Consider the following 16966-nt stretch of genomic DNA (forward strand, 5'->3'; position numbering starts at 1 on the left):
ATGTTGCTGGCCTCGAAATAAACAGTAACGTCCTTTCAGAGCGGCGCTTTGTTCTATCATATTGGAAAATTACGGAATCTATGATATTATGTGAGCGGAAATATACAAAAATGGAAACTATGGAATGGCTATTCCGTATAAAATCATAAAGTGTCAGCGGATCATGAGCACAGACAAGATTCCTCAGTTATAAGTGCATGAAGAATGATGCTACTTTCCGAAATGTTGCGGAGGATGGTGTTGTATTATCCGTTCGACCTGAAAATGGAGAAATAACATGAGCGATATCTATGATCTTGCAATTTTAGGCGGAGGTCCGGCAGGGATCACGGCGGCGATCTATGCGTCAAGGGCCCGATTAAATACCATATGGATCGATAAAAATTTCGCACCGGGCGGTCAGATCACAGCTACCTATGAGGTGGATAATTATCCGGGAATGCCGGGAATCTCAGGTATGGATCTGGGGGAAGCGTTCGGGGAGCATGCACGGAAACTGGGACTGGAACCGCAGCGCGAGAAGATTCTTTCCCTGGAAAATATTTCCGGGGAGGTCAAGACGATCCGTACAAAAAAACACGAATACCAGGCAAAAACGCTGATCCTTGCATTTGGGGCAGAGCACCGGAAGCTGGATATCCCGGGAGAAGATGATCTTGGCGGCCTTGGAGTTTCCTACTGCGCTACCTGTGACGGAGCTTTTTATAAGGACAAAACTGCAGTGGTAGTGGGCGGCGGAAACGTGGCAGCAGAGGACGCGGTTTTTCTTTCCGGTCTCTGTGAAAAAGTATATCTTGTCCACCGACGTGATGCGCTTCGGGCGGATAAGGCCCTTCAGGAAAAGGTTTTTGCCTGCGAAAATATAGAAATGGTGTGGGACAGTGTTCCACTTGAGATTTTGGGCCAGGAAGAAGTGACAGGTCTTAAGATCCGTAATGTAAAAACCGGGGAAGAACGGGAACTGAAAGCAGACGGTGTCTTTATCGCAGTGGGCATTGTTCCCAGTACGGCACTTGTAAAAGACCAGCTTAAGCTGGATGAGAACGGATATATCTGTGCAGGAGAAGAAGGTGTTACTAGCGCACCTGGGGTTTTTGCAGCGGGAGATATCCGAACCAAGGCACTTCGCCAGGTAGTAACTGCTGTTTCAGACGGAGCCAATGCAGTGGCTTCCGCACAGAAATATCTCTGGAGGACAGACAATGGCAACCATTAAGGAAATCGCGCAGAGAGCAGGTGTAAGTACAACAACTGTTTCCAACGTCATACATGGAAAAACAAAAAAAGTATCTCCTGCCAACATTGAGAAGATCGAGAATCTTATCCGGGAAATGGGCTATGTCCAGAAAATGGGACTGAGAGTTCTCAATAAGGAGAAGTCTCAGCTGATCGCAGTTGTGATCAATTATCATAAAGACTTCAAGGATTCTGTTATCGGAGATCCTTTTTATGGAAAGATCATTGGTTTTATTGAAAAATACGTGCAGGAACTTGGATACTATCTGATGCTCTATTCGGCAAAGGATACGGACAAGATCTTTCAGATGGTCATGGGCTGGGATGTGGACGGCGTCATTGCTATCTCTTTCAGCAAAAGCAACTGCGAAAAAATCTATCAGCTGATCAACAAGCCCATCGTTTCCATTGATGCCTACGGCGAGCTTGATGCAGGCCAGGAAAACCATGTCCTGAATATTGGACTGGATGACGAGAGCGGCGGCTACCTTATGACAAAATATCTCCTGGAATGTGGCTATGAGCATATCCAGGTCTGTGCAGGCCGTGACAATGGTGTGGATCATTTCCGTTACATGGGTGCCCAGCGCGCAGCAAAAGAATTTGCGGGAAAAAAACAGAAGGTGCAGTTTACCGCTCTTGGAATGAACTACGCCAAACGAAAAGAAAGCTATGCGTGGCTGATCCAGCGGAAAAAACCGAAGACTGCGCTGTTTTTCCTGTCAGACCTTTATGCACTGGAGGCAATCAGCTTTTTCAGCATCCGTGGAGTAAAGATCCCGGAGGAAATCGGAATCGCGGGATACGATAATATCAGCTATGCGGAATTTTCCGTGCCAAGGCTTACTACGATCAGCCAGAATGTGGAGCAGAAAGCTTCCCTTGCCGTAGAGATCCTGATGGAGCGGATCAACGGTGTGGAGAAAGAGCGTGAGAATGAGATCGAACTTCCGGTCACCCTGATCCCCAGGAAGTCGGTACAGCCGCAGGATGAGAATTAAACAGAATAAAAATGTCAAAAGCCGAAACATACGGGAACTGTCAGTATCTGACAGCCAGAGTATTTTCGGCTTTTTTGGTAAAATTTTCTATGTGAAACCTGCACAAAACCATAATTTCCAACTTGTCACAATAATAGGTTATGTACATAACCTATTTACACAGCCTGGCTTTGATGCTATAGTGTGAGCATAAAGGTTAGGTATATAACCAAAGGGAAAGAGTACAGAAGGAGTGAATACCAGATGAAACAGATTCTGATCGCCACACATGGAAAAATGGCCTCCGGTATCCGTTACACAGCAGAACTGATCGTTGGAAAAATGGCCGAGATCACAACCATCGACGCTTACGTAACACCGGAAGACAATGTGGAGAAAAAGTTTGAAGAATATTTCGCACAGCATGAAAACGACAGGATTTTCGTTTTCACAGACCTGATGGGAGGAAGCGTAAACCAGAAACTTCTGGGATACAGCCAGAAAGAAAATGTTACGCTGATCACAGGAACCAACCTTCCTGTCCTGATGCAGGTGATGATGGCAGATGACGATGTAACAGAGGAAGAGATCCAGGAGTTCATCGATGACGCCAGAGAGGAACTTCAGGTGGTAGACCTGGGCGGTGGAAAGAAATCCACAGCGGGAAAACATGATGCAGAAAGCATTGCACAGGGAGAAAAAATCACAGCGCAGACCGCCGCGCCGGATGTAGAAAAATCCGCACCGAAAAAAGAACCGGCCCCGCAGTCCTACGACAATTCCACAGCAAAGATTACCGCACTTCGTGTAGATGACCGTCTGATCCACGGACAGGTTGCCATGACCTGGACCAAACAGCTGGCAGTACAGGGAATCGTGGTAGCCAACGATGAGGCAGCCAACGACAATACCCAGAAGATGGCGCTGAAAATGGCCGTACCTGGCGGAATCAAATCCCTGATCAAACCGGTGGACGAAGCCATCCGTATCTTAAACAACCCGAAGGCATCCAGGATGCGTATCCTGGTTCTTACAAGAACGGTAAAGGATGCTCTGAAGATAAGACAGAGCGTTGGTGAGATCGGCTTCCTCAATGTAGGAAATACAGGACGTTTTGACGGGATCGATGTTTCCGAGAAGCTTGTCCTGACCCCGACGATCATGCTGACAAAAGCAGAGCAGCAGGCATTAAAAGAGCTGGTAGCTCTTGACCCGAAGGCATGTATGCAGCAGGTTCCCAATGATGAGCAGAAGCTTGTGAAGGATGTGCTGGACAAATTAAACTGATACCTATCAAAAAGAATGAGCGCAACAGTGCTGAATGTAAACCGTGAAATATGAATGTCCACGGAATGAATAAGACGTAACACAAAAAAGGGAGGAAAGAAAAAATGTTAAATGCATTTCTTGTAGCACTTGCCGTATTTATCTGCGTCGGCGGTGCAGAGCTGATCGGATTTACCATGCTGAACCGTCCGATCGTCATCGGACCGCTGGTAGGTCTGTTGCTTGGAGATCTTCATACAGGAGTTATCATCGGAGCTTCATTGGAAGCTGTTTTCATGGGAGTTGTAAATATCGGCGGTGCTTCTGCGGCAGAGCCCGGAATCGCCACAGCTGTAGGAACTGCTTTTGCCATCATGCTTGGCAAAGGCTCTGAGGTTGCCCTGACACTGGCACTTCCTATCGGTATCCTTGGTCTTCAGATCAAAACAGTTCTTTATATCTTTATTGTAGGTATGTTTGCAAAAACCTTTGACCGCCTGGCAGCAGAAGGAAAAGAAAAACAGATCGTTGCTCTTCACTATGGGCTCTGGGCTGTAAACTGGTTTTTATATTCTCTGTTTGCATTCTTCGGGATCCTGTTCGGATCTGACGCAGTCAGCGCACTTCTGGATGCCATCCCGGATGTTGTTATGAATGGTCTGACAGTTTGCGGCGGACTTCTTCCGGCAGTAGGTATGGCAATGCTGATGAAGATGCTCTGGGACAACAAGATCTGTATGTTTTATTTCCTGGGATTTGTTCTTGCAGCATACTTAAAGCTTCCGCTGATCGCCCTTGCCGTGATCGGTGTGATCATTGCCATTTCCATTGGTATGAACGATTACAAGCTGAACCAGCTTGCGGCACAGAGAGTGGCAGCTTCACCAGCCGGTGGTTCTGACGAATATCTTGATGAAGAAGAGGAGGAATTTTTCTCATGAGTAATTTAACGAAATCCATTCCTGCAGATGAAAGAAAAATGCTGAGAAAAGCGTTCTGGCGTTCCTTCACTCTGTATGCGGCAGTAAGCCCGGCAAAACAGGGAGCTTCCGGTTTCTGTTATTCCCTGATGCCGTTTATCAACAAATTTTACAAAAACGATGAGGAAGGCAAAAAAGCTGCCCTCACAAGAAGTATGTCCTACTTCAATACAACCATCACCTGTTCCACGTTCATTATGGGCCTTGTGGCATCCATGGAGAAGAAAAACAGCGAGCAGAAAGATTTTGACGCAAGCTCTATCAACGCGGTCAAATCCTCTCTGATGGGACCTCTGGCAGGTATCGGTGATTCCATTTTCTGGGGAGTTCTCCGTGTAATCGCAGCCGGAATCGCAGTAGGTCTTGGTGCATCCGGAAACGTTCTGGCACCGATCGTGTTCCTGCTTCTTTTCAATATTCCGTCTATTCTTGTGAAATATTACGGAACCTTCCTGGGATACAAGCTTGGTTCCGAATACATCCAGAAGGTTTATGCAAGCGGTCTTATGAACATCCTGACAAAGGCTGCCAGCATTGTAGGTCTGATCATGGTCGGCGGCATGACTGCCAGCATGGTAACCTTTAATTCCACTTATGAACTCACCATGAAGGGTGAATCTGTTCTGAATCTCCAGAACATGCTGGACCAGATCTTTGTCGGCATCGTTCCTCTTGGACTGACTCTTCTGTGCTACTATCTGCTGAAAAAGAAAAATATCAGCATCACAGTTCTGATCATTGGTGTTATCATCCTGAGCATCCTTCTCTCTCTTCTTGGAATTGCATAAGCCTTAAGGATAAGGAATAAAGATCAGAATTATGAAAAGGCGGGCCGTATAGGGTCCGCCTATAAAAAAGCCTAAAAAAAGTTATATCGAAATAACTGACCGCAAAAAGGGCAGTTGAAGAACACCTGACCGGATATAAATAAGCAGCAAATACGGATTATAAATATCTGCTCAATGCAAAATAAAGGAGACATAAGAAATGAAAGATTGGTGGAAGAATTCCGTTGTATATCAGATTTATCCAAGAAGCTTTAAGGACTCCAACGGAGATGGCTTCGGCGATCTCAGGGGTATTATTGAAAAGCTCCCCTACCTTCAGAACCTTGGGATCGATGTGATCTGGCTTAGTCCTGTTTTTGACTCCCCACAGGACGACAACGGTTACGATATCAGTGATTACCGGAAGATCTACGCAGGTTTCGGAAGTAACGAGGACATGGATGAGCTGATCCAAAAAGCTCATGAGCATGGTATCAAGATCGTTCTGGATCTTGTTGTCAACCATACTTCCGATGAGCATGCATGGTTTGTGGAAAGCCGGAAGTCAAAAGACAGCAAATACAGTGATTATTATATCTGGAAGGATCCGAAAGCAGACGGCAGTGAGCCGAACAACTGGGGTTCCAGCTTCTGTGGAAGTGCCTGGGAATATGATGAAGAGCGTGGCCAGTATTACCTTCATTTCTACAGCAGAAAGCAGCCGGATCTCAACTGGGAAAATGAAACTGTCCGTAAGGAAATCTATGATCTGATGAAGTTCTGGATGGATAAAGGTGCTGATGGATGGCGCATGGATGTGATCGCGTCTATCTCCAAGGATCAGTCCTTCCCGGATTACCCGAAGACTGATGACCGCAAGTATTATACAGGAAAATATCACAGCAACGGACCAAGACTTCATGAGTTTATCCATGAGATGAACCGGGAGGTGCTTTCAAAATATGACTGTATGACGGTAGGTGAGGCGCCGGGCTCCACACCGGAGGTTGCAAGACTGTTTACAGATCCGGAGCGTGAGGAGCTGAATATGATCTTCACATTTGAGCATATGAACATCGACCGTATTCCGGGCTCTGTAAACCGCAAGTGGGAATTGAAGCCTTTTGATCTCCGTGATCTGAAACGTGTTATGAGTGAGTGGCAGAACAAGCTTTATAACAAGGGCTGGAATGCTCTGTATTTTGAAAATCATGACCAGCCACGTGTGATCTCCAGATGGGGAAATGACACTACTTACCGCGAGGAATGTGCAAAGGCTTATGCTACCGTTCTCCATGGTATGCAGGGAACTCCTTATGTATATCAGGGAGAGGAGATCGGTATGACAAACGTGCAGTTCCCGCTGGAGGAGTACGAGGATATCGAGGTTCGTAATGCATATCAGGATCTTGTCGTTAAGAACAAAACCATTTCTGAGGATGATTTCCGCAAGGCAGTATGGAACAAGAGTCGTGACAATGCCAGGGTTCCGATGCAGTGGGATGACAGCGAAAATGCAGGATTTACGACCGGTAAGCCATGGTTCCGCCTTTCTGATCGTTACCAGGAGATCAATGTAAAAAAAGCTCTGGAAAAAAATGATTCCGTGTTTTATTATTATAAGGATCTGATCTGTCTTCGTCATGAGGAAGAGCTTCTCACAGAAGGTGACTATCAGCTCCTTCTTCCGGAAGATGAGAAGGTCTTTGCATATTTAAGAACCTCCGACAAAGAGCAGTGGATCGTGGTGGCAAACCTTTCTGAGGATACGGTAAGTACAGAAGGTCTTGCGAAATATGTGTCCGATAAAGAGGATATTAAGATTGCAAACTATAAGGACAGAACAGGGATCAAAGCGGACTTAAGACCGTACGAGGCGTTTATGATGAGGATCCGGTAATTCCTGAGCTGTTGTATATGAGTAGTAAAGTGGAAGAAAAGACTCCGCTTTACAGAGAGCAGGTATGAGTATTTGTGCGTATCTGTACTGCCAAAGGATATCCGGGTGCAGTGCAGATACGCTTTTTGCCTGTGAGGAGAAGACAAACAGGAGGAAATTATGGAAAAATATATCATTGCAGTGGATATGGACGGAACTCTTCTGAACAGCGAGAATAAGATTTCTGAAAGGAACAGAAATGTTCTGCAGCGGCTGATCGATGACGGACATTATGTGGTACCGGCAACCGGAAGGACCAGAGAGCTGATCCCTCAGGAGTTTTCTGTGCTCCGGGGTGTGAAATGGGGAATCGTGGAAAACGGCTGTGTTGTCTGGGATTACGATAAAAATGAGATGATCTGGCGAAAAACCATGCCAAAAGGAATGGTAAGTAAAATCCTGAAGGATGTGGAAAACAGCGGCGCAAAAGGCTGGATCGCAGAGGCTTATGCAAATGGGATCGCCTATTCTGATGCGGATGCCAGAGATTATGTGGCATCTGTAGCGGATAAAGATCTGCTGGAAAAAACTTTTGTAGATTATTTCCTCAGCAGACATGTATATGTTAAGGATTTTTATCATCAGAAAGATATTCTGGATCAGGCAGAGAAGATCAATATTTATTTTGATGATATGGAGACCAGCAGGGCACTTCGTGAGAAATGGAAGGATCTGGATGATGTGGCAGTGACCACTTCCATCAGCGGCAATGCGGAGTTTAATGCTGCAGGTGTGGACAAGGGTGTGGGTCTTGCCATGCTCCGCACAAAGCTTGGTATTGACCGGATGCATGTGATCGCTTTCGGAGATAATGAGAATGATCTGGAAATGCTGGAGGGGGCAGGTATCGGTGTTGCTATGGGCAATTCCAAACAGTATGTAAAGGATGCAGCGAATGAGGTGACCGGAGATAACGATCATGATGGTGTGGCGGAATTTCTGGAGAGGTTTTTCGGGTTGTAAGCTGTGGTTGATCGTGATCGTTGATATAAGGGACAGGGAAATGTATTTTTCTCTGTCTTTTTTTATTTCCATTTTTGGTGATATAAGGTATGATAAACGAAGAGGATGAGGGGATTGCCGGCTTTGACCGGTAGTTCCCAGTGAAAATTTTTTGAGGAGATCAGGAGGATATTTTTTAATGAAAAATCTGATACCGAAGCGTGTGATGGAGTATATCATTATCACATTTGCTGTTGTTCTGATGGATGTGGGGATTTATGTGTTTAAGTTTCCGAATAATTTTTCCTTTGGTGGTGTTTCGGGTATGGCGGTTGTGTTTTCGCATTTTATTCCGATGACGTCTGCGCAGATCAACCTGGTGATCAATCTTATTTTGCTGGTGATCGGGTTTGTTATTCTTGGCAGAGATTTTGGAGTGAAGACGGCTTATGTTACGGTTGTTTCTTCTTTGCTTCTGAATGTGTTTGAGAAGGTTTTTCCTATGGACAGGGCGCTGACGGGGAATATTATGCTGGAGCTTTGCTTTGCGATCATTTTGCCGGCGCTGGCTGCGGCGCTGCTGCTTTTTGAGAATGCTTCGGGTGGTGGCACGGATATTGTGGCGATGATCATTAAGAAGTATTCTACGATGAATATTTCGGGTGCGTTGTTTGCAGTGGATTGTGTGATCGTTGTTGTTTCGTTTATGGTGTTTGATCTTACTACGGGGCTTTGTTCTGTGCTGGGGCTTATGGCTAAGACGTTGATGATCGATAAGTCTATTGAGAGGATGAAGCTGAATAAGTATTTTACGATCATTTCCAGTAAGCCGGATGAGATCTGTGAGTTTATTATGAATGGGTTGGGTCGGAGTGCTACGGTTTATCATGGGGAGGGTGTTTATTCGCATAAGGATAAGAAGATTATTCTGACGGTTGTTGATGTGAGACAGGCGGTGCTTCTGCAGAGGTTTATTGATGAGGTGGATCCGCAGGCGTTTTTGATGGTTACTAAGAGTAGTGAGGTTGTTGGGAAGGGGTTTATGAGTTATATTTGATGCGATCGTATGGGATTATTGTATGCTGATCGTAGGTGATTGTGTATGATTGTAAGCTGATGGAATTAGGAGAGCGTTCTTTGTGGTCTAGATGGGCTGCGGGGCGCTCTTTTTTGTGGTGGAGGGCGGATGGCGGATGACGGACGCCGGGGAGACGGGTGCCGGTTGGCTACGACTCTGCAGAACGGGAGCTGATTCTTGGCTGGCGGAAATCTGCGTTGTTTTTAAAAAGTCCGCTGTCTGAGCGGCAGCAAGCCGCAAGTTCGGACTTTTTAAAAACGGTTTTAGCAGAATTCCGGCAGCCTAGAAGCCAGCCCCCGACGAAGCCCGGAGCCAACCGGCACCCGTCTCCCCGGCTGTTCGGTTCCGGGCGGGAGGTAGTGGTGGGGGTGTGGGGCGACTGGCGGAAGTGGGGATTGATGAGGGCTGGAGGATTGAGTGGATTCCCGGGAGTTGGATGAGCCATCAGCGCTGCGCTGGATGGCTGGGAGGAAAGGCTGAGTTTCCTGTGGCCTGAAGGTGAGGGATGAGCCATCAGCGCTGCGCTGGATGGCTGGGAGGAAAGGCTGAGTTTCCTGTGGCCTGAAGGTGAGGGATGAGCCATCGTCGCTGCGCTGGATGGCTGGGAGGAAAGGCTGAGTTTCCTGTGGCCTGAAGGTGAGGGATGAGCCATCGTCGCTGCGCTGGATGGCTGGGAGGAAAGGCTGAGTTTCCTGTGGCCTGAAGGTGATGGCTGGGGCATCATCGCTGCGCTGGATGGCTGATTGGTGTGTGAAGGTTTTGTGAAAGGGTTTGACAGGTGGGGATTTTTATGGTAGGATACACACTTGCGTAACAAAATTAATAAAATTGTAACAAATTAGTGAGCGAGGAGCGTGGCGAAGTGGATTGTGAATCTCTGTCTGAATGGATGGATTGTGTTGCTGCGTGGTTTTCTGAGAGGAGTTTTATTGTTTATGTTTTATAAGAAATTTGCTGCTGTTGTTCTGAGTGCTGTTCTTGTGGGTGTGGTTCCTTCTGTTGTTTTTGCGGATGTGGATGGTGTCAGTGCTGTGTCTGATGGAGATGTGGAGGTGCTTTCCATTGAGGATGGTTTTTCGGATGGTGCGGATTCTATTTCTGCTTTTGCCAGTGCTCTGGCGGATAAGACGGTTTCTGAGGTTCAGGGGTATCAGGAGGCGAAGGCTGAGGCTGAGGTGATTGCGCAGGAGAGGCTTGAGGCTGAAGCGGCTGCTGAGGCTGCGCGTAAGGCGGAAGAGGAGCGGAAGGCTGCTGAGGCTGCGCGTCTGGAGAAGCGGCAGGGGATTGTGGATTTTGCGCTGCAGTTTGTGGGGAATCCTTATGTTTATGGTGGTACGAGTCTGACTAACGGGGCGGATTGTTCGGGGTTTGTGATGTCAGTGTTTGCGGAGTTTGGGTATGAGCTTCCTCGTGTTGCTGCAGCTCAGTGTGCGGCTTCCGAGAAGAAGGATGTTTCGGATATTGAGGCTGGTGATCTGGTTTTTTATGGTGATGGTGGTATTGATCATGTGGCTCTTTATATTGGTGATGGCAAGATCGTTCACGCCAGTACAGCAGCTACAGGGATTAAGGTTTCCGACTATGATTACCGGGCTCCGGCTGCGGTTGGTACGTTTGTGAAGTAAGATAAAGATACGTTTGATCTATAGATGTGAAATATAAACTGTCTGAGGAGATTTTCTGGCCGGATAGGCTGAAAAATAGCTGCAGGCAGTTTTTTTGCAGAAAAATAGTGTATAATCTGGTACAGCGAATATTAAGTAACCGCCATATTGACTTGTCTGATTTTTCATCTGCTGCGTTGTCGTCAATCGTCGTAGCCACCGCTACGCCTCATTCCTCCGCCTTGCAGATGAAGAAATCATCCTGCGTCAATATAGCAGAAACTTAATTTTCGCTGTACTACTCAGAAAAATTCAGAAAGGTTGTGGGGTATGAATACGAAGGAAATCAGTGGTAAGCGGCAGATGGAGTTTCTGGCCGGGTTTGATTTTGTCAGAGAAGCGGGTACTGCTGGGGAAGTGAAGGCGGCGAAGATGATCAGGGATACTTTGGACAGCTTCGGAGTGAAGAATTGGATGGAGGAGTTTTCTTTTTGGGGTTTTCGGATCAACAGGGCGGTGCTTAAGGTTGTGGAGCCTTATCAGAAGGAGTATGTGGTGACCGGGTATGGAAGATGTGGAAATACTGGGGCAGAAGGTCTGAAAGCGGATTTTTTGTATGTGGAGAATGGAGATGCTGTCAGTCTTTCCCGGGCGAAGGGTAAGATCGTTATGGTGAATGGCCGGGTGAGTGGTGATGTGTATCAGAGACTGGTGAGCGCCGGGGCTGTTGGTTTTGTCAGTGTGGAGGGTTCTCCGCTGGATGAAGGAGTGGACAGGGTGCCCTGTCAGCGTAGCCTGCCGATGATCTTTCCGGGAAATGCAGAAGGAGAGATAGAAGGATTGTCGGAGTCTTCAGAGGATATTCACGAGATGCAGGAAAAATATAGTGGTAGGATCCCGGGTGCGAATCTTCATTATAAAGATGCGGTGGAGCTGGTGACGGAGGGTGCAGCTGTGGTTTGTCTGGCTGTAGAACAGGAAGTGACGGCCTGTACATCCCGAAATGTAGTGGCGAGGATTGAAGGTACGGATAAGAAAGATGAGATTTTAACGCTTACAGCGCATTATGATTCGGTACCGGAGGGACCGGGGGCCTATGATAATATGGCCGGAGCGGCGATCATCATGGAGCTTTGCAGATATTTTCAGCAGTACAGACCGCGCAGGACTATGGAGTTTGTGTGGTTTGGTGCTGAGGAGAAGGGCTTGCTGGGCAGCCGGGATTATATCAGAGTTCATGAGAGTGAGCTTGGAGCGCATCGTTTTAATATGAATGTAGATCTGGCCGGGCAGCTGATCGGAGGAAATGTTCTGGGAGTGACGGGAGAGGCTTCTGTTTGTGATAAGCTTCTTGAGATCGCTGACGGAGCAGGGATCGGAGCGTCTGTGAAGAATCAGATCTGGGGAAGTGATTCCAATTCTTTTGCATGGAAGGGAATTCCGGCCATGACTCTGAACCGGGATGGTTTTGGCATGCATACCCGTTACGATACCATTGATCTGCTGTCTGCCTGGTCGCTGGAGAGAAGTGCGATCCTTTTGGGATGTATTGCAGATGAACTGGGGAATGCGGAGGTTTTCCCATTTGAGAGAAAGATGCCGGGGAAATTTATCAGAGAGCTGGATGAATATATGTGCAGATAGTAAAAATCTGATTTTATCTGCTCATAACTGGATATTTGTTATGGAACTGTGGGGACTTGTCTGTTTCGGAAGAGTACAGGCAAGTCCCCATAAGTTATTCAATATTTTCAATGTTTATTGACCTTTATAATTTCGCAAGAGAACATGTGGCTTTGAGTCAGGGGGATATTTGCAGCTTTGTAAGGGATTTCCGGAACAGGGGCAAGTGGATGTTCGCAATTGAATCATGGAACTTACTTGATTTGGTTAAAATACGATAAAACAATAAAAAATAATACTAAATAATTGACAGTAAGATACCGAACTGTTATACTGAAATTACAGACTTTCCAGAGATCAATGCGCCGGATATTGTTTTGCGGAGCATTGATTTCTGGAACTTTTATAGATGATTATTTATAGAAAAATCAGGGAAGAGGAGATAGGAACATGTTTACAGAAGAACGACAGAATGCAATAGAGAAATGTCTCCGCGAAAAAGGAAAAGTCAGGGTCAAAGAATTAAGCGAGATGTTTCAGGTTACGGAGGACTGTATCCGCAAGGATCTCAAGATCCTTGAAAATGCAGGCAGATTAAAGAGGACTTACGGCGGAGCGATCCTGTCACAGGAGTATCCTCTGGAGAGAAACGTAGTAGACAGGCGTATGTACAATCTTGATAAGAAGAAAGTGATCGCTGCGAAAGCCTTTAAGCTGATCAAAAATAACGAAACGATCTTTCTGGATGTTTCCACTACAAATATAGAGCTGGCAAGGCTTATCGCTTCGTCGGGCATGCATGTTGTGGTTGTCAGCAATATGATCGATATCCTGCAGATCCTTGCTGCGAATCCGTCCATCACGGCCATAGGCACAGGGGGAACTATGTACCGTTCGGTGAATGGATTTATGGGAGCTGCGGCCATTGAGGTGATCAAGCAGTACAGCTTTGACCGGGCATTTTTGGGAAGCTGTGGCGTGGATATGACAGATTTTGCAGTTACTACATCCGGAGTGGAGGATGGATTGACCAAGAAGGCGGCAGTGCAGAGCAGCAGACATAAATATGTGGTTATGGAGAGAGAGAAGTTTTATTTTAACGAATCTTATAAATATACACATTTTGATGATATCAGCGGGATCATTACCGATGAATTTCCGGATGATACCATTGTGAACATACTGAGGAATACCGGAGTGAAATTACTCTGAGCAGACAGTAACAAAGGGGGCTTTTTACATGAAAGACTATATTCTGGAAACCTGTGTGGATTCTGTGGAATCCGCCATGGCAGCAGCCGAGGGTGGTGCGGACAGATTGGAGCTTTGCAGCAATCTGATCATCGGGGGAACAACTCCCGGCCCATGGCTTTTTGAGGAAATAAGGAAGCGTTCGGATATCCGGATCCATGCGTTGATCCGTCCGCGGTTTGGAGATTTCTGTTATACAGATGCGGAATTTTCCATGATAAGGAATGCGGTAAAGGATTTCCGCAAAATGGGAGCGGAGGGTGTTGTGGTAGGTATCCTGAAACCGGATGGCACCTTGAATATGGAACAGATGCAAGAACTGATGAATGCGGCGGGAGATATGTCTGTTACGCTGCACAGGGCTTTTGATGTGTGCGCAGACCCGATCGAGGCTATGGAACAGGCAATTTCGCTGGGAATCGATACTATCCTTACCTCCGGACAGAAGAATACCTGCCTTCAGGGTGCGGAGCTTCTGAAGGAACTGGAAACCAGGAGCCGGGGGCGTATTACCATCCAGGCGGGGAGTGGCGTCGGTGCGGAAGTGATCCGCCAGCTTTATCCCCTTACTGGGATCAAGGCTTATCATATGAGCGGCAAGGTTGTAACGGATAGTGCGATGCAGTTTCGCAAGGAAGGTGTCAATATGGGACTTCCGACATTCAGTGAATATGAGATATGGCGTACAGATATTGAAAATGTCCGTGCTGCAAAGAAAGTTCTGGAGGAATTATAATGGCTGAGGGTAAGATTTTTCTGAAAGAAAACCGTGATCGGATTGAAAAAAAATATCGGGAGCAGGTGATGGAGTTACCGCAGGCTTTTGCGGAGATTGATAAAAAGCTTGCGGAATGCACAGACGAAGTGGCTCTGGCGTGCAAATATTTATATGCGTTCATGCCGTACAGTGATATCGGAAATTACGCGTTTGAAGTATTTCTGGATTATGCGGAAAATGGCGTATATTTATGGAAGGAAAACTCCGGGGTGGCAGAACTGCCGGAGGAAATCTTTTTGAATTATGTGCTGTTTCACAGAGTAAATGAGGAGGAGATCGCACCCTGCCGTACATTTTTCCGCAGGGAGATCGGAGAGAGAACTGAGGGAATGAGCTTCCGGGAAGCTGCCCTGGAGGTGAACTACTGGTGTGCACAGGAGGCTACCTATCATTGTACAGATGACCGTACCCTGTCTGCACTTGCCGTATACCGCAGAGGAAACGGAAGATGCGGAGAGGAATCTGTATTTACCGTTAATGCACTGAGAAGTGTTGGTGTACCTGCCCGTCAGGTATATGCACCAAAGTGGTCTCATTGTGATGACAATCATGCCTGGGTGGAAATCTGGTGCGATGGAAGCTGGTATTTTCTGGGAGCCTGTGAGCCGGAGGAGATCCTGAATAAGGGATGGTTTACCAACGCTTCCTCAAGGGCCATGATGGTCCATTCAAGAGTTTTTGATACCATGATCCCGGAGGGAGAAGTGATCGGCAAAGATGGTATGGTGACTATGCTCAACGAGCTGAAACGATATGCACTGACAAAAGAGATCACTGTGTCCGTAAAGGATTCACATGGAAAACCGGCAGAAGGTGCAGAAGTTTCTTTTGAGGTGCTGAATTATTCGGAATATGCCCCGATTGCAGAACTGAAAACCGACAGCCTGGGCAAAGTCTGTCTGACAACAGGACTTGGAAGTATCCATATTTCTGCAAGGATGTATGCAGATGGAGAATGGCTGCATGCAGAAAGCAGTATGGATACAAAAACAGAGGACTGCTGTGAGATCCGTCTGATGCCTGTAGGAAAGGAAAAGGGTGTTTTGTATGAGGAGTGGACGGAGATCGATATGATCGCACCTCATGACGCACCTGTAAATAAAGATATGCCAACACCGGAGCAGAAGGAAAGAGGCAGCAGACGTCTGGCAGAGGCAAACGCTTACCGGGAACAGAAGGTAAGAAACCTGAGCAATCCGGAGTGTCGGAAATTCCTGGAAGAAGCCGGAGATTCTCCAATAAGAAAAAAACTCCTTGAAGTCCTCACAGAGAAAGACAGAACAGACTGTATCAGCCAGGTTCTGGAGGAGCATCTGAAATTTGCATTACCGTATGAAAAAAACATGGATGCAGATATTTTTGTACCATATGTACTGAACCCGAGAGTTGACGATGAAGTTTTGCAGAAATACAGAAAAGCGATCCTTGAGCAGCTGTCGGAAGAAGAAAAAAATATGCTGCAAAAGGAACCGGCAAAGATCTGGAAGTGGATAGAGGATAAGATCATTTCCAGCCCGGAGAAAGAACGCAGCAGTGTGATCACCACGCCGTCCGGATGCCTGAAAACGGGAACAGGAAGCCTTCTGTCAAAGAAGATCCTTTTTGTGGCAATGGCGAGAACACTGGGAATTCCGGCGCGCCTGAACCCTCATGACCGTTCTATGGAGTATATGAAAAACGGAAAATCCATCCCGGTATCTGCAGAAACGGAGAAAACCTCATCGATCCTTCTGAAGGCAAGTGAGGATACACAGTGGAAATATTTCCAGAACTGGAGCATCGCAAAACTGGAAGCCGGAAAATATATCACACTGAAGCTGGAAGCCGAAAATTTCAGAGATCAGGTGATGAAGCTGCCATTGGAAGCGGGAAATTACAGGATCCTTACCTCAAACAGACTGCCAAATGGAAATATATTTGCAGCGGAATATTATTTTGAGGTTCAGATCGGAGAAATGAAGAGGGTGGAGCTGGCATTTCGGAATGCAAACCTGGAAGACATGCTGGAAAATATTTCTATACCGGAATTTACTCTCAGAAAAGAGGATGGAAGCACTGTGAAGGCATCGGAGCTGACGGCAGATGGGAAGCATATCCTGGCGTTTCTGGAAGAGGAGAAAGAACCGACGGAGCATATCTTAAATGAGATGATGGAGCAGGAAGAAGCTTTTTCCCGATATGCGAATAGGATCATTTTTGTAGTAAAAAGCAAAAAAGCGCTGGAGACCCCTACCCTTTCAAGAGCACTGGGTAAGCTTGGAAATGTTCAGATCTTATATGATGATTTTTCAGAGATCATCAATACACTGGGAAGAAGAATGTACGTAGATCCGGATAAGCTTCCGCTGATCATTGTGACAAACGGAAGCCTGAATGGGATCTATGCAACCAGCGGATACAATGTGGGAACCGGAGATATGCTGCTGAGACTGCTGTGACAGATATAACGGATATATACAGAAGGAACACAGGCCGTATCATCGACTGTGTCGGTGACGGTCTGTGCCCCCTGTAAAAGCTGT

The 16966-nt window shown here is 46.7% G+C and carries 13 protein-coding genes; all 13 read left to right on the forward strand.

The features are described from left to right. Nucleotides 1–277 precede the first annotated feature (277 nt). Nucleotides 278–1216, forward strand: coding sequence for a thioredoxin-disulfide reductase (gene trxB / locus AC04Q6_RS09470; protein ID WP_119247954.1), 939 nt, complete (start codon nt 278–280; stop codon nt 1214–1216). After that, nucleotides 1203–2237, forward strand: coding sequence for a LacI family DNA-binding transcriptional regulator (locus AC04Q6_RS09475; RefSeq protein WP_118062545.1), 1035 nt, complete (start codon nt 1203–1205; stop codon nt 2235–2237). Before trxB ends, AC04Q6_RS09475 begins: the two co-directional genes overlap by 14 nt. A 243-nt stretch (nt 2238–2480) precedes the next feature. Beyond that, nucleotides 2481–3503, forward strand: a complete 1023-nt coding sequence (locus AC04Q6_RS09480) for a PTS sugar transporter subunit IIB (protein ID WP_476389655.1) — start codon at nt 2481–2483, stop codon at nt 3501–3503. 104 nt (nt 3504–3607) lie between these two features. Then, nucleotides 3608–4423, forward strand: coding sequence for a PTS mannose/fructose/sorbose/N-acetylgalactosamine transporter subunit IIC (locus tag AC04Q6_RS09485; RefSeq protein ID WP_118062547.1), 816 nt, complete (start codon nt 3608–3610; stop codon nt 4421–4423). Continuing rightward, nucleotides 4420–5250, forward strand: a complete 831-nt coding sequence (locus AC04Q6_RS09490; RefSeq protein ID WP_118062548.1) for a PTS system mannose/fructose/sorbose family transporter subunit IID — start codon at nt 4420–4422, stop codon at nt 5248–5250. The genes AC04Q6_RS09485 and AC04Q6_RS09490 overlap by 4 nt, the downstream gene beginning before the upstream one ends. Before the next feature lie 199 nt (nt 5251–5449). Next, on the forward strand, nt 5450–7129 hold the full coding sequence (locus tag AC04Q6_RS09495; RefSeq protein WP_119247956.1) for a glycoside hydrolase family 13 protein: 1680 nt from the start codon (nt 5450–5452) through the stop codon (nt 7127–7129). Between the two features lie 159 nt (nt 7130–7288). After that, nucleotides 7289–8131 (forward strand): Cof-type HAD-IIB family hydrolase, encoded by an 843-nt coding sequence (locus AC04Q6_RS09500; RefSeq protein WP_119247957.1) that lies wholly within the window; start codon nt 7289–7291, stop codon nt 8129–8131. 178 nt (nt 8132–8309) lie between these two features. Next, entirely contained in the window at nt 8310–9167 is an 858-nt protein-coding gene (locus AC04Q6_RS09505) for a YitT family protein (RefSeq protein WP_119247958.1), read from the forward strand. 956 nt (nt 9168–10123) lie between these two features. After that, the gene (locus AC04Q6_RS09510) at nt 10124–10813 is read left to right on the forward strand and encodes a C40 family peptidase (RefSeq protein ID WP_118062552.1); all 690 of its coding nucleotides are present in this window, start codon (nt 10124–10126) and stop codon (nt 10811–10813) included. 309 nt (nt 10814–11122) lie between these two features. Then, nucleotides 11123–12436: a M28 family metallopeptidase gene (locus tag AC04Q6_RS09515; RefSeq protein ID WP_118170032.1), complete on the forward strand. Its 1314-nt coding sequence runs from the start codon at nt 11123–11125 to the stop codon at nt 12434–12436. Nucleotides 12437–12865: 429 nt separating this feature from the next. Next, complete coding sequence (locus tag AC04Q6_RS09520; RefSeq protein ID WP_015525379.1) at nt 12866–13627, forward strand: DeoR/GlpR family DNA-binding transcription regulator; 762 nt, start codon at nt 12866–12868, stop codon at nt 13625–13627. Between the two features lie 28 nt (nt 13628–13655). Continuing rightward, nucleotides 13656–14402, forward strand: coding sequence for a copper homeostasis protein CutC (locus tag AC04Q6_RS09525; RefSeq protein WP_118170030.1), 747 nt, complete (start codon nt 13656–13658; stop codon nt 14400–14402). Then, nucleotides 14402–16882, forward strand: a complete 2481-nt coding sequence (locus AC04Q6_RS09530; protein WP_118170028.1) for a transglutaminase domain-containing protein — start codon at nt 14402–14404, stop codon at nt 16880–16882. The genes AC04Q6_RS09525 and AC04Q6_RS09530 overlap by 1 nt, the downstream gene beginning before the upstream one ends. Nucleotides 16883–16966: the final 84 nt, after the last annotated feature.

The organism is Blautia sp. HA9023 (genome assembly GCF_056504095.1).